The organism is Curvibacter microcysteis (genome assembly GCF_028649455.1).
Classification (GTDB): Bacteria; Pseudomonadota; Gammaproteobacteria; order Burkholderiales; family Burkholderiaceae_C; genus Curvibacter; species Curvibacter microcysteis.
Genome location: NZ_JAQSIO010000001.1, coordinates 182,737 through 197,441, shown reverse-complemented (window position 1 = coordinate 197,441; position 14,705 = coordinate 182,737). Strand labels below are relative to the sequence as shown.

10 protein-coding genes, 1 tRNA gene and 1 pseudogene are annotated in these 14,705 nt (G+C 58.9%); 8 read left to right on the top strand and 4 right to left on the bottom strand.

The window, feature by feature from the left end:
* Positions 1-756: 756 nt before the first annotated feature.
* Positions 757-2,016: a type II toxin-antitoxin system HipA family toxin gene (locus PSQ39_RS00825; RefSeq protein ID WP_273924695.1), complete on the top strand. Its 1,260-nt coding sequence runs from the start codon at positions 757-759 to the stop codon at positions 2,014-2,016.
* Between the two features lie 2,617 nt (positions 2,017-4,633).
* Here PSQ39_RS00825 and PSQ39_RS00820 read toward each other — a convergent pair.
* From PSQ39_RS00820 to PSQ39_RS00810, 3 genes are all read right to left on the bottom strand, one after another.
* Positions 4,634-6,133 carry an SIR2 family protein gene (locus tag PSQ39_RS00820; protein ID WP_273924694.1) on the bottom strand — a complete coding sequence of 500 codons (1,500 nt, stop codon included), beginning with the start codon at positions 6,131-6,133 and terminating at the stop codon, positions 4,634-4,636.
* A gap of 1,011 nt (positions 6,134-7,144) precedes the next feature.
* Positions 7,145-9,529, bottom strand: a complete 2,385-nt coding sequence (locus PSQ39_RS00815) for a DNA polymerase II (protein ID WP_273924693.1) — start codon at positions 9,527-9,529, stop codon at positions 7,145-7,147.
* A gap of 443 nt (positions 9,530-9,972) precedes the next feature.
* The gene (locus PSQ39_RS00810; RefSeq protein ID WP_273924692.1) at positions 9,973-10,104 is read right to left on the bottom strand and encodes a hypothetical protein; all 132 of its coding nucleotides are present in this window, start codon (positions 10,102-10,104) and stop codon (positions 9,973-9,975) included.
* Between the two features lie 428 nt (positions 10,105-10,532).
* On the opposite strand from PSQ39_RS00810, the gene PSQ39_RS00805 reads away from it, so the two are divergent.
* From PSQ39_RS00805 to PSQ39_RS00780, 6 genes and pseudogenes are all read left to right on the top strand, one after another.
* Entirely contained in the window at positions 10,533-10,946 is a 414-nt protein-coding gene (locus PSQ39_RS00805) for a hypothetical protein (RefSeq protein WP_273924691.1), read from the top strand.
* A gap of 2 nt (positions 10,947-10,948) precedes the next feature.
* Positions 10,949-11,209, top strand: coding sequence for a hypothetical protein (locus PSQ39_RS00800; RefSeq protein WP_337961919.1), 261 nt, complete (start codon positions 10,949-10,951; stop codon positions 11,207-11,209).
* 252 nt (positions 11,210-11,461) lie between these two features.
* Positions 11,462-11,611: pseudogene (locus PSQ39_RS00795) on the top strand (transposase); the annotation flags it as partial.
* A gap of 238 nt (positions 11,612-11,849) precedes the next feature.
* Positions 11,850-12,239, top strand: coding sequence for a hypothetical protein (locus PSQ39_RS00790; protein WP_273924690.1), 390 nt, complete (start codon positions 11,850-11,852; stop codon positions 12,237-12,239).
* A gap of 184 nt (positions 12,240-12,423) precedes the next feature.
* Positions 12,424-12,873: a hypothetical protein gene (locus tag PSQ39_RS00785; protein ID WP_273924689.1), complete on the top strand. Its 450-nt coding sequence runs from the start codon at positions 12,424-12,426 to the stop codon at positions 12,871-12,873.
* Positions 12,874-12,951: 78 nt separating this feature from the next.
* Entirely contained in the window at positions 12,952-13,611 is a 660-nt protein-coding gene (locus PSQ39_RS00780) for a hypothetical protein (RefSeq protein WP_273924688.1), read from the top strand.
* Here the strand turns inward: PSQ39_RS00780 and PSQ39_RS00775 are convergent.
* A tRNA-Leu gene (locus tag PSQ39_RS00775) sits at positions 13,593-13,689 on the bottom strand. The two genes, PSQ39_RS00780 and PSQ39_RS00775, sit on opposite strands and share 19 nt — an antisense overlap.
* A gap of 292 nt (positions 13,690-13,981) precedes the next feature.
* On the opposite strand from PSQ39_RS00775, the gene PSQ39_RS00770 reads away from it, so the two are divergent.
* Positions 13,982-14,704 carry a hypothetical protein gene (locus PSQ39_RS00770; RefSeq protein WP_273924687.1) on the top strand — a complete coding sequence of 241 codons (723 nt, stop codon included), beginning with the start codon at positions 13,982-13,984 and terminating at the stop codon, positions 14,702-14,704.
* Position 14,705: the final 1 nt, after the last annotated feature.

Below are 14,705 nucleotides of genomic sequence, written 5' to 3'. Positions count from 1 at the left end.
GACTTTTAAGACCATCAATGAATTTTTGATTGAAGTGTGCTTGCGCTTCATGGCTTGAGTGCCTGCGCGCTGACCTGCCTTTCACAGGGGCAGGGCGCTTCATTTAATATTCATAAAGTTTTATTTATTCGATCTTTGATAACATCTATGGATGCCAAGGCAAAACACCAAGCCCGAAGACTATCCCCAAGCGGTCGTCAAGCAGATTGAGCTTTTGGGGCAGTACATCGTCATCGCGCGAAAGCGGCGGCGAGAAACACAAGCCCAGTGGGCTGAGAGGCTGGGTGTGTCGCAGCCCACCATGGCGCGGATCGAGCGTGGCGACCCCTCCGTTGCCATGGCCACTTACGTGATGTGCATCTGGTTGATCAACCCCCGTGCAGGCTTGGCGGATTTGATTGCGCCGTTGAACGATCACGCCGCCCTTGAGGGCGAGGTGACGCGAATCCGCCCCCGCAGGGGCGGGGTGAAAGCCTCGAAATCTCAAGAGCCTGCGGTTGACCCCGCCAAGACGAACACTGCCTCGGTCCTGGCAGCCGCCTCCCGGGGAATGGCGGATCTGCTGGGGATGCGCTCTGAGGCCGAGGTCGCCGCCTTGATCCAGCCAAGTCTTGCGGTGAAGGCAGAAGCTGCGCTTGACCCTCATGGGTCGCCCGCGCTGGCAGGGCCAAACCACGGCTGCACAGCCGTGGCAAGCACAGACCCACGGCACCCAGCCGCTGGCACACCGCCATCGCCAACCGGGCGGAGGTTTCCATGAGTGGCGTCGGCATCGCCCCTGAAACTTACACGCCACAGGACACCCTGTACCTCTGGATCCTGGTGGACCCTGCCAACCCGAGGCTGGTGGGTGAGTTGAAGTTGTCGCACCTGGTCAGCGACTGCGCCACGTTGTCTTACGCACCGACTTGGTGGAACTTCGCCTTGAGCGAGGACTTGCCGATCATCGCGGGCCAGACATTCAGTGCCGGCCTGCGAGGCAGTGCGCCCGGCGCGGTCGACGACGCCAGACCCGATCGCTGGGGCGAGCGCATCATTCGGCACCTGGATCGGCCCTCGAGGTTGTCGATCTTGGAGATGCTGCTGTTTGCCGGCGACGACCGTTTTGGGGCCCTCGGTGTGTCTGTCTCGGCGGAGCACTACCTTCCCAGAACCCATGGGCCGTATGCCCAGCTGGCTGACTTGGGGCGCCTGGCCCAAGCCATCGAAGATGTGCAGTCGCACGCCGTCATCACGCCCGAGATTCAACGCCTGGTGCGCCCGGGCGCCACGCTGGGAGGCGCCCGACCCAAGGCGCTTTTGCAAACGGACGATGGCCCGTGCGTGATCAAGTTCAGCGAGATCGTCGATCCGGTCGACACCCCACTGATTGAGCACGCCTCGATGACCTTGGCGGCCCGGGCGGGCATCAACGTCGCCAGCACCGCTGTGCTGCCGCTGCCACGCCTGCAAGGCAAAAAGCGGCATGCCTTGACGATTCAGCGCTTTGATCGGTTCGGTGGCTTTCGCATCCATTGCCTCTCGGCCAAAACCGTTCTGACCGCGGCGGGCTTGAGTGAAAGCTACGGCGCCTTGGCGACGGTCTTGCTGCGTTTAGCGAACCCCGATCAGCAAGTGGCCATGAGGGAGGAGCTGTTCAAGCGCATGGTCTTCAACATCCTCATGGACAACACCGATGACCATGAGCGTAACCATTGCGTGCGCTTGGGGTTTGATGGCTACTACGGGCTCTCGCCCGCTTTTGATGTGGTCCCGACGATGCAAAACCTGGGCTACCAAGCCATGTCCGTGGGGGCAGGGGGCGCGGAGTCCACACTGGAGAACGCACTCTCCGAGCTGAGCGAGTACGGGATCAAGCGTCCTCGTGCCTTGGCGCTGGTTCAACAGGTGGCGCGCACGGTGGATGGGTGGGCCCAGCACTTTGAGCAACAAGGCGTTGATCAGGCTGATTTGGAGCAACTGACAGCGAGCATTGATCGGGAGTGGCTGAGGTTGCAGAGGCGAGAGTTTTGCTGAGCTGATTTAGTGGGGGCTGTTCGTGGATCACGAACAGCCAGGCAATTGGCCTGAGTGGGATGTTCGAGTTCAGCTGATGTCAATTGGTGGCCGATGATGTCGGCTATGCAGCGGAAGCGGTTAGTTGCCCATGATGGACGAACATGCGCAAATCGTCACCAAGCTGACGTTCAGTCCAAGCACCAGTGCAATTTCGAACAGCCGCTACCTTAAGTGAACCGGTCCGACGATTTCAGATGGCAAGCCTGCTCTGTAGTTAAACGTGTCCGCAGCGCTCCCGGTCTACCCTCTACGCGGGCGCCCTTGCTCGCGTAAGCGCCGGAAACGCGGCTCGTTTATGAGAAGTGGGTCGCAGTCTGTAATCTCGTCTAAGCAGAGGTCAATCTCATCCCAACCCCACGGCTGATCCTGCATGATGGCCGCAAGGAGCTTGAGTGAAGCTCCGCCAAACCGTCGGCAGTGCCCGGCCCTCTTGAGAAGGCCTACGACGTAGGCTGGATGTTCGATGGGCATTAGCCAGGGCTTAATTGCAGTAAGAGCCGCCGGAAACTCGTCGCCTGCGGCTATGGCAAGCCGGGCGAGATGCTTTGCGATACTTGGATAGACAAGATTCTGTGATTTCGGCCAGATAGCCTGCCATAGTGGCTTGACCCTGTTCTTCCAGAATTCCTCCCGTTGCTCCCCAGCCCCTTCCAATGCTTGCGACAGCGCTTGTGCGGCTTCACGAAGCCCTTCGACCGGAAGAACTTCGAACGCGGCTTGGAAATCCGAGGCACTGTAGCCATCGAGTGGCTCAAGGGCTGCGTAAGTCATGAATGCAGCAAAATGGCGCCCGTGTTCCCCTAGTTGGGTGTAGTGAGTAGCTGTTTGGAGGAACGCCGGCTTGAACGCGGTAAGCAGGGGCAGGTAAAGCCGTGGAGACCACAGGAACCCCTCCCAAGCTGCTCTCGCTTCCGACGCGCTGCGAGCCCATTCGAAGAGGGGTAGAAGGTACAGTTTCGTCCAAGCGGGATCAACACGAAAGAGCGATATGACGTGAGCACAGAGGAGCACTCGACCATGCCTGTATCGCGGCACTTGGGTATCGCAGAGTGCAGTGAAAGTAGCTCTCAGATCGTCGCGTAGTCTATCTCCGTCATTCAGTTCAGCCTTGAGCCAAATATTGAGCAGGGCCTGGGTGGCGTGTCCGATTGGATGGTTGATCGCCTCCGTCACAGGCTCGTCGATCGGCTGCCCGTTTCGCTGAATGCCGGAGCCAGGCTCGATATCCAGACCAAGTATTCGGCGACACAACCGGATCAACAGATCCGAGTCTGCGATGGAGGTGTTTGAAACCTCCTTCAGCCACCAGCTTATCTGGTGAGCCAACGCGAGCTGCGCGCTGTCCGGCATCGCCTGGACAAGCGGCGCCGCGTGCCGCCAGGATCGCTTGGCTCGCTTCGCGTCGCTCCACACCTGAAGGGCTTCTCGCCAGCGGTGCTCTGGCCACACGCCTTCCGTCGCCAGTTGCTGCAACGCGCACAGGCTGTTTAAGAGGTGCTGGCGACAGGTGTCTCGCCAGGTGTCCTCGTGGAAGAAGGGCCTCTCTAGTGGCGGCTTCTTGAGCCACAGCACCAACTCCCTCGCCTTGACAGGAGCTCGATCAGGAGTCGTCTCACGCTTGAAATCGGGATCACCGCTGCCTGTCATCCAATGCGAGAACTCGTCTCTTTCGTCAGGCGCCACTTGCCAGACCGGATACCGAGCTGAGAGTGCCTCGAGCCTCGAGCCAGCTTCGTTACCCAGTTCCACGCCAACGGACCGGAGTTTCGCCAGTCGCAGCCATATGCACCATTCGCAGAGTTCTTGCCAGTCCTCTGGCTTCATCTCGTCCGTGTATTTCTCTCTGGGTGGACCCTTTAGGATAGCTTCCTCTAAGCTCGTCAGACCGTCCTTGCTAAGCCTCGGCCCCTGTAGGCGAAGCAACGCTATTGCCTCCCGCTTGGTTTCAATTGACCACAGCCACCACGCGTTGTGTCCTGTCAGCCACCCTACCCAGACACTTGGCTCTACGCTTCTGTCGTGACTAGCTGCGAAAAGCGCGAGTCTTTTGAACGTCGGGTATGGTTGAGCGAACCAAGCGCGCGCCAGTTCGCCAGCGTATGCGGCGTCGATGGCCCTCGTCTCAAGCCAGGCGTCGCGGAGCAACTCGATCAAGGCGACCCAGTCGCGGAAGCCCTTGTTCTGCCCATGATCGGAAATCGAAGGCATATCCCAGTACGACCGATCTGACTCGTCGTTGGCTTCGCCTAGTTCCCAGAGTAGGTCCAACGCATCTCTCAGCAGGCCCTGCAAGTCACCGAGAAGCTTGGGCAATGCCGCGCGCCAGGTATCAGAAGACAGGTCACGAAGAGCGGAGTGCACATGATCTGCAGCTAGGACAAGCTCCCAGTCAACCAACTGCCTGATTCGGATCGGCGCCGCTGAAGGATCAGCCTCCTGTTCCCAGCGCATGGGCTCTTGCAGCGTAATGTACGGCGACAGGAGATCTCTTAATTCGAGGCGCAAAGTTGTGCTGAAGCCGTCGCGTTCCAACTTTCGCCGCCAGGTGTAGAGGTCGGCATCGCTCCGGTTGGGCTTAACTCTGCCGGCAAGCAGCATGCGCCACAGCTGGCACATTAGTGGACTGGGAATTGCATTCGGCGCATTGATCCGTATTGCCGCCAACTCGGCAACCTTCCCATCCCGTTCGAGCCCGTTCAGTTCGTCCAGCTTGCGCTCGATCAGCCACGACCATCTGTCTTCGAGCTGCCCCCCCCCTTTTTGCAAGCCAAAGCACGAGAGCGGGGTCATTCAGGTGTCTCGTTAGCCATCTAGCAATGTGGAACATGACATCGTCCCATCTAAAGTTGGGCTCACCGCCCGAGACAAGTGACATTCGGGGCGCAAGCTGGTACGGCGCTGGTCTCCAGACTAAGCTAAAGCTCAGCATGGCATCCTCTTCAGAGCGAGGTGACACGTTGAAGCGCGGCAGATCGGCATGTCGAAACCGATCGTCGGCGAAAGCAATCAGCAACCAGTCCAACGATGGGACAGGATTTAAGTCGGCAAATCTCTCTGCCGGGGTGCCCGACTTATCCGAGAGCGCCCAAAGCAACCGGCCCACGAAGTCATCCTGCTTCGTGCTGGCGGCAGGCCGGGCCAGTGCATGGCGAGCGACGATGCCCGACTTGCCGTTGACGCCGTCCCGGTAGGTCTCGGCCCATGCCTTCAGGGTTCTGTGTAGAGCGGAGTGACTCTTGTCGCCAGCAGCCACCTCGTACAGGATGGGATTGACCCCTTTAGCTTTCCACTCGATGGTCTTAGTGACTTCTTCGCCGGGCTTCACGTCGCCAAGTGCCCATGCCTGCGGAGTGACCTCCCCGAGCATCCGGTCGGCGGCCAACGCGTCCATCATGTACCGCATTACTGGGTCGTTGATGCTGTAGCCGACAAAGCAAACGACATAGTTTCGGAATAACTCGCTCACGAAGCGGGCAGCCCAGCGCTCCGTGAGGTACGCCAGCCCGAAGTCGCCACTGGTCACCACCAAGCGGTTCAGGGCGTTCTCATCGGGTTTGATGGGCAGCAGCCCGTGGAGGTAGACAAGCCCATCCCAGCGGCTGTTCTTCGGTACCGGAAGCATGGGAGCGACGTGTGGCGTGAAGGGGATGGATGCGCGCTTACCTACACGCTCGAAAACGCGATCGAAGTTCGTCGTCACCAATCGCAACTTGCCCTCGCGATTCCTTGCAAGCTGAAGCAGCGCTGCATGGGTTTCCGTCGCCCCCTTCCTTCTCAGCTTCGGGTTCAGCGAGTCGGACAGAGCCCGGCGCATCTGTAGCCCCTTCCGCTGACCCGGCAGGCGGTCTTCGAGGAGGTTCAGTGTGGCGTCATACTGATAGTTATTGAAGGCCTGCATCTCGATAGGTGTGCGTGTCGTGCCCACCTTTCTATAGATGCTTTCCACCAAGCCGCCGAAGCCGGGAAGGCCTGCTGGATAGGAGATACCTGCGCCGCAGAAGAAGACAACGCGACCCTCCTCATGTGCTTGCAACAGGGCATCTGGGATGTCCGGCCCGTTGGCAACAAACTGCATTTATTTACCCCCCACTCCCAAATATCCGATCTGCCTGTAATGCGTCGGCGAACTCAAGTACGTCGACTTCTGCTAGTCATGGTGCTGCCCCTCGCTCGATTCCTAATTGACGCACGCTCGCCTCTCATTCGCCACCATTTAGCCACAAGTTGGAATGGCCAAGGGGAGGGTACGCTACCACAGAGGCTCTGGTCGCATCGGGTCGATTCTTCATGACTGTCCTTGCACGATACGCTTAAAACGACGCGAATATTGATCGCATAAATGCAGTCAAACCCGTGAGGGGTAAGCAACTCTTCGTCTGTTCTTCTGCACAGCATTTTTTCGCCTGCTAAGAACGCCAACTCACTGATTCTGCTGCAGTCGTGCTACCGGAATCGAGGGTAAAGTCGTCGCTTGTTCCTATCGGCGTTGAATGGTCGGTGTTCGTGATTGCTGCAATTCAAGCTAGGCGGCAGGAATGTCTCAGTTCAGCATGAACCGGCTATTCACCCCTCTTCACACCTTCGCGACCCGAAAACAATGGTGCTTTAACTACTGCATTTCGAAATCATGTATTGACCCAGCAGTTTCTGCACAGGTGGGGGTGCGGACGAAAACTTGGACTACCAGGAGGTAGTTCATGTATTCCTACGAAGACAGAATCTGAGCAGTTGAGCTCTTCATAAAGCTGGGCATGCGAGTCAGGCCCACCATCAGGGAGTTGGGTACACGCAAGAATGGGACGTTGTGGGATTCAGAGACACCACTTGAACCGACTTCCAGGCTAAGTCCTCGATTGATAAGGAATTCTGAGCTGAATTCTGATCTTCTGAGAAAGAAAGGTGGTGGCCAGGGACGGGCGGACGGTTCGCCACTCAGGTGCTTGATCCGTACCTGGTGGACAGCCTGGTCTCAACGGCGCGTGGCTTGAAACTCAAAGCACAGTCGCGCGCTCAAGCAGACACACCTCTCGCGCCGATCAGCGGGTCCTGCCCTCGGATATCGCGCTGCGTCGCTCCCCCGCAGCCCCTAAAAAAGCACCTTCTGCGCACTCGTCAGTTCCACAAAGCTCTCCCCCAGGGGCGCCAGAATCGCATCGGCGATGGGTTGAAGTTGCTTGACCAGGTAGTGCTCATAGTCAATGCGCGAATGCAGGGCCTCCAGAGGTTCGGGGCCGCTCGGCGTCATCACGTACTGGATCCAGCCACCACGCTGGTACTGCTGGGGGCGTTTCAGCCGTGCGTTGTGTGCGTCGGCGAGGCGCGCCGCGCGCACCTGGGGCGGTACGTTGACTTGGTAGGCATCAAGCCGGTGCCGCAGGCGTTTGCGGTAGACGAGCAGGGCATCCATTTTTCCCTCCAACATCGAACGCGCATAGTCGGCCACAAAGGCCCGGTAGGGCTCGCCATGAAAAATGCGTGACAGCAGTCCCTCCTGAAACTGGCGTGCCAACGGGGTCCAGTCGCTGCGGGCCATCTCTAGCCCGCGGTAAACCATCTCTTCGTGCCCCTTCTCATCGACGCTTAGGCCGGCATAGCGTTTTTTGCTGCCGACGTCCGATCCCCGGATGGTGGGCATGAAGAACTTGGCATAGTGGGTGTCGAACTCGATTTCGAGGAAGTTCTCCAGTTGCTGCTCCTCGCGCAGCTTGTGGGTCCACCAGGCGTTGATCTGCTGCACAAGGCTGGCCGCAATGGCGTGCGCCTCGGCGTTGGGGTAGGGGCGTTTGAGCCAGATGAAGATCGAGTCGGTGTCGCCGTAGATGACCTGGTACCCGTGTTGTCCCACAAACGCCCGGGTGAGCTTCATCACCTCATGGCCGCGCAGGGTGACGGCCGACACCAGCTTCGGATTGAAGAAGCGGCATTCCGATGCCCCCAGCACACCAGCAAACGAGTTCATGAGCAGCTTCAAGGCCTGCGACAGCGGCTGGTTGTGCGCCTGTTTGGCTTCGTCCCGGGCGATGGACAGGGCGGTCACGATGTCGGGCAGGCAGTGCTTATCGCGCGAGAACAGCGTGTCTTGCGGCCCCCGCACCAGCCCGGTCTTGGTCTCGGCGTGCGCCCCCTCGGCCAGGCCCACAGGGTCGACCAGAAAAGTCCGGATGATGGAGGGGTACAGGCTCTTGTAGTCCAGCACCACGACGGAGTCGTAAAAGCCCGGCGTCGAGTCCATCACATAGCCGCCTGGGAAAGCCTTGGCCGCGATGTCTCCCACGTTCGGCGCCACATAGCCCAGCCGGTGCATCCGCGGCAGGTAGTGGTGGCTGAACGCGGCGATGGAGCCACCAAAATGGTCGATCTGCAAACCCGTCGTCTGCGCCCGCTCGAGCACGAAGGGCAGCAGTTCCAGTTTGTCGAAGATGCGCAGAACGAGCGCGCAGTCGCGGATGTTGTAGCTGGCCAGCGCGGGCTTGTCGTGCTGGTAGCGTCGCTCGATTTCGGCCATCTTGTCGTAGGCATCGCCGATCTCCTTGCCCTCGCCGAGCAGTTTCTGCGAGACCGCTTCGAGGCTGAACGACGCAAAGCTCCACATGCCCGCCTTCAACGCTTCGATGCCATCGACCACCACGCGCCCGGGCATGGGCGCGAACAGGTAGCCCTGGCGGCCTGGGTGGGTGCGCCACGCGATGGGCCGGCGTTCGCGCCCCAACAGCAGCGGGACAGCGTTGGCATCGGCCGCCTTCTGCAGCACCCGCAGGTCGAACTGGATCACGTTCCAACCGATGATGACGTCGGGGTCATGGGCCGCAAACCAAGCGTTGAGCTGTTCGATCATGGCCTGGCGAGTTGGGCAGTCAACAAGCCTGAAATCCATCGTTGGCGCTGCAGGCTCTGCAGCCTGCCCCAGCATGAACACCACCCTGTCACCCGCACTGTCCAGTGCGATGGAGTAGAGCTCTTCGGTCGCACTCGTTTCAATGTCCAGTGACACGACCTTCAACGCTGGGCGCCAACCGGGCGCAGGCTTTAGCCTGCCGTTGAGGATGGTTGCCCCGTCGCGAAGCCCGCCTTCGACCAGAACACCGGCGGTGATGAACCGCTCCATCAGGTATCGGTCGTGCGGGCGCACATCGGCTTCATAAAGTGGGATCTGCAGCGGCTGGAGTGCGCGAGCCAGCTTGTCGAGATCGCGGAATCTGCGGGCATAAACACCGAGGACAGGCTCTTGCTCGAAAGTCTTCAAGCCGAGCTCTTTCACCTCCAGGCCCTGCAGGTTCGCCAGCAGGGGCTGCACCACAGCCCGGTGGCGCGCCGGCAGAAAAGCGACCGAGGTCTGCTGGGTCAGAAGCACCTTTTTCGGCCCCTGATCGGTGGCCAGCCAGTACTCGATCTCGGTGCCCTCTGCGAGATCGCGCCAGTGGCGCGTGAGGATGAAGCCCGGGAGCTCGGTGGGCGCGAGGGCTGGAGACATCAGTTAAAAGGAAAGGCGCTGGCGCGTGCCCATTCTGACAACGGGGGGGAATTGGTTGAGGGGGCAGGGAGCTTTGAGACCCTTGCTCATGATACTGATTTTTTGTACAGTGGTGGCAAAACTCTCTCAGCCCAAGTCATGAACAAAGCCTGCCGTTACGTGTTCCAACCTGCCCGCGCTTCTCGACCGGCTCCTGCGTTGCTGCGGCGCATTTGGGCATGGTTCTGAGACTGCGTCTTGAATGAAAGGGCATGGTCGATCGCTGACCGTTCATGCCCCACTTCACCCCAGACCCGCCGAACCGGTTCTATCGCATCGGAGCGGGCTGCGGTGAATGCAGCGAAGCGGCTCAACGCATTGCCCGGCGTTGCAAGCTCAGCGCTGGCCCAGCGGCCGTACCCGTTGGGTGAATTCGCTGGCGCTCAATCTGGAGTTCTGCGAGCTCAGTCCAACGTGATGCCCAGCGCCTTGATCAGCGGTTGCCATTTCTTGCGCTCGCTGTCGATCAGGCGGCTCATGTCGGCCGCGTCGGCGGGTCGCGGCTCCCAGCCCGTGTCGAACAGCTTCTGGCGCACGCTGCCAGCAGCGTCAACATTGCCTCGGTGGCGGCCTTCAATGCGGGGCCCGATGCCGCGTTCGTCACTGGGGTGGCGCTGGTGGCGGATGGGGGGAGTCGGATGGCGGCGGGGGCTCGGGCGGTTTGAGGGGGAGGGTGCGGGGCTGGTGCGTAGGCCGGTTGAGGCTGGCAATGGGCTTTGAATTGACCACCCTTGGCAGGCAGTTTTGACCCCAAGCGGTCCATTGCCGTGCCATCGGGATCGACCACTGGCGGTCGTTCAGTTAAAGTCCGCGCCCGCTGGGTGATTTTTGCCCGCACGATCAACCCGCATCCCAAGGGCCACTCGGCTCCCCGTTGACATCTCTTGAAAACAAAATCTGCTGTCTGCGATGTGTCGGCTGATGCGGTCACGCAACCCGCAGCTTTCGGAGCTGGAAAAACAACATGCTGTTAACCGATATCGCTGTCGAGCACATTCGGGTGTCCAAAAAGGATGGCGTTCGTCAGACTTTCTTGCTGCATCCGTTCACCGATACCCAGCGCGATTCACACGGAAAATTCGAACTGGTTCGCGACGTCTGCCAACCAGGACGCAAAGACGTGAAACGCTCAACCTACGTGACGTTTCAACAATTGGCGGAGTTGTATGCGAAAGGCGTGCTCGAAGAATTCGGGTTTTCCGTTCGCATGTGTCCACGTCAAGGTACGTACCCATCCAAGCTTCCAGCCAAAAAGATACTGCCTACCAGCATCAAGCCAGGCTCTTCTTTCGACCTGGCGGTTCAAAAGGTGGATGTTCATAAAGAAGCCACGCGCGATTTGAGAACCGCCTTGCTTCGCGCCAGCGTCAAAATTTAAGAATGACGGCGTCGATTGATCGGGGAGTTGCTGTGAATCCATCCGTTGCCCACGCTGAACTCATCGCCACGTTCAAGCGGGCCGAGGCGGAGGCCACTCACAAGTTCGGGCTGATCCAGGCGGCTGCCCATAAAGGGCCCAAGGCCATACAAGCCGCCTCCGAGACAGCGGCCAAGGCAGCCAAACGCAGGGACTCGTACGCGAAAAAGCTGGAAGATTTGGGCGTGAACCCCAAGGACTTCGCCACCCAGCCTACGGCGTAACACCCGCCCTTGGCGCCTGCGCACAACGGGTCCTGATCGCCCAAATGATCCCACAGCCTTAAAACAGAATCGGTCGTGGGGCTTGCACCGGTTTGCATGCTTTCGAAGTGCAGTAGTTAAAGCATCGTTGTTTTCGGGGCGCGAAGGTGTGGAGAGAGGTGAATAGCCGTTTCACGGACGTGTACGCCTTGCTGAAGGTCGGGGTTTACATCTGGGCCATGGGCAAGCGGCAGGCGTAAAAAAGCCCGCGCTTGGCCCCCGTTCCGCGTCATCAAGCGCCAGTTCGGCTATGTGAAGGTGCGCTACCGCGGCCTGGCCAAGAACACGGCGCAGTTGCACACGCTGTTTGCTCTGTCCAATCTGTGGATGGCGCGCAAGCGTTTGACGGGGAGCTTGGCATGAGTGCTTCCAGCGCATGGGAAATGGGCGCGAAACGCGCGCAAAACACCAGCCAGAGGTGCGCCCAGCCGCCATTGCGGTCACGTCAGCGCACCTAACCATGGTCAGCGCTCATTTGTGCAGACCATCCCTAACCCCTCAAGGAGGGCAAATTCTTTCGCTTTCTGGCATCTGATAGATAAATACCGACAAGAACTAAGATATCGTTAAGTACGTATCAAGTTGTATCAGGGAGCGTTCCATGCACAAAGTTCTTATCCTGCCGGCAGTCTTGGCTCTGGCATCTCTAACCGGCTGCGCTACGTGGTCGACAAGCTCTGTTGAAGGTGGCGACAAGGGTGCCATCGCCACTCAGGTTGCGAAAAAGAACCCCTCCGAAGTCCGAATCACCGATACAGATTTGCCTGACCAGAAGTATTCGGAACTGGGCGACATCACGGTGACAGTGAACAAGACCACGATTTTTCATCCTGATCCAACCAGGGAGTTGGTCAATGAGAAGTTGAAGGAGAAAGGCGCTGAGCTAGGTGCAGACGCGGTGATTCACGTCCGATATGGCAGTGGAGGCATCTCGTTGATGAGCTGGGGAAGTCTGGAGGGCAAGGGCCGTGCCGTTCGCTTCACAAAGTAAAGCACTATCGGTCCTGCTTGCGGTGGGTTATTTGACCGGATGTGCGGCACCTGCACCAGATCTGCCGCGTACCGTCTCTAGGACCTACGAGGTTGGCTACATCGCTACGAGCAGCGCGCCACAGCCTGTATCCGTATCACCGGTGCAGAAAACCATCACGGTCACCAGACCGGCTTGGACTGCCTTGACACAGCAAGAACGAGAAAAGCTCTCATCTCGAGCGATCGTTTCAATTCTGGAGCCTACTCAGTACGGGACCGTACTTGATGTGCAGGGTGCAGATCAATCGACAGCGGCAACAAATGGCGGGGCCATTGCTGGCGGCGCCGTAGCAAATGCGGCTTACGTAGATCGCGCTCTGAGAGGAGGCAACTACTCTGTGATGAACCAGCTCGCGATCGGTGTGGTCGGAGCGGCGATTGGCTCAAGCATCGACAAACAGGCGGTAAGCAAATTTCAGTTTCGCTACACCGTTCGGCAAGGTGATGGAGAGATCCAATACTTTGACGAGGTCAAGAGCACCTCGTTTCGCCACTCCGTCGGCGTGTGCCTAACACTGCCAACGCTCGAACTGGTGAGTCAACGCGTCTGCAATCAGACATCTGAGATGCTGCGCAGCCAACTGACCGACTGAGTCCGCAAGGGCAAGCCGGGTCAGTTCAACAACAATGGTTCCGGTGACAGAGCGCGGGTTGGTCGCTACAGTGCCCTGATGAAGCGCGACGACGATTACCTTGTCCCCACGATCACCATCGAAGACCAGTGGCTTCTCATCAATGACGAGGAGCCCTCAAGGTTTATCCAAGAGGTAACAGGAAAGATCGCCTTTGAAGACGATGACGGCGTTCGTCTTCACGCCGGCGAGATCCACCTGTTTGTAGTCGACGTCGAAGGTGCTGCATCTGAACGAGAAGACGCTTTCGCCGTTTTCGATACACACAGAGACACGATGAGGTGCTTTGAGGCACTTTATGAAACGGATGACTGCGGCAGCGTCCAACTGAAAGGCTCCGTCGATAAGCTCTTGGTCATGGAAGGGCTGTGGCGCCCAAATGTCCTGCTGCTGGATCGCCTGACGATCCTGCCCAAGTTCCGCAACCAGGGCCTGGGCCTCGAGGTGCTACGTCGAGCAATCCTGCGCTATCGGATCGGCACCGGTATCGTGGCGCTGTACCCTTTCCCCCTGCAGTTTGAAGGTCGGGCCGACAGTGAGGACAACGCAACCCTGGGCCTGCAGGAGTTCAGTTGCTCCTTGGACTACGCCAGGCGCAAGCTTCGGCGCCATTACGGCAATCTAGGATTCAAGCTGCACAGGCCCTCGGGGTACATGGTGATGAATTCGGAGATGCCGATCGAAGGTCGGGGGATTTGAACCCCCGTCCGCTAGCTTGACTGGCCCACCGCGAGAGCTAGCGTTCATGCGGGTTCTGGCCCGATTTCAGCTGCCTTCTGGCCCACGGTACCAGCGCTATAGCCCACCACAGTGAAACCCGCATGGATGCTGGGTTTCGGGTCAATCTAGGGTCGTTTAGACCCGCTTCACCACCACGGTCACCACCGCAGCGGCCGCACCACCCTATCCCTGCGAATCTGGCCGGCCATCGGGACCCATTGCAGCCCCAAAAATCGCAACTATGCTAGCATGATCGGCTGCTGCCGATCACCGGGGGATTGATGAGGTCAGGGACAAGAAGATGAGGGCGCCGATTCCCCAAGAAAAGCAATCTGTACTTTGGCTCGAGATGATCGCCTTCCTCGAGGCGCAAACACGTACAGACATTGCTACAAGTCTTCCATGGAAGGCATTTTGGAAGGCTTGCGACGACCTAGCAAAGGATGATGCGCTGACAGCAAGCCTCTTCAAAGCGGTTCTTGCCAGCAGTGCAGGCAGCCTGGACGATTCGGAGTACTGGCTGCGGAATGTTGAGAAACTTGGCGGTACTTCAGAAGCAAACGCCTGGAGGATGTGTCTCCGAGGCACTCAAGGGTACGCCAGTGCAGCCCTGGACGCCGCTCCAAAGGCACTCGCGAGTCCTGGTCCCATCTCATTCGTGGAAGTTGCCACTGCGGCCTGTTGGATTGGTGCCTTTACGACTGTCCTTCAAGCTGTCAACATTGCATCACAACAAAACAAGGTTCTGGTCGACGTGGCCCATGTAGTTGAAATTGCGCGCAATGCAGATCATGTCCTGAATCAGTTGGGCGTGACTGAGGCTGAGTACGCTGCCATTCTGGACGTGGCCGGCGAGATGATGCGCGAACGCAAGCTGGCCTGGACTGACACCTCTGCCTACCACGTCATAGACGAAGGACCTGACCATTTGGGACTTCTGATGGTCTACCGAATTCATGTTACGCCAGAAGAGGCGAGCGACATGAACTTCGAATTGGTCAGCAGCCTTGTCGACCGCGATCTCGACAAGCCTGGTCTTTCCGTCACCTTCCAAGGGATGAAGGCTCACTGAC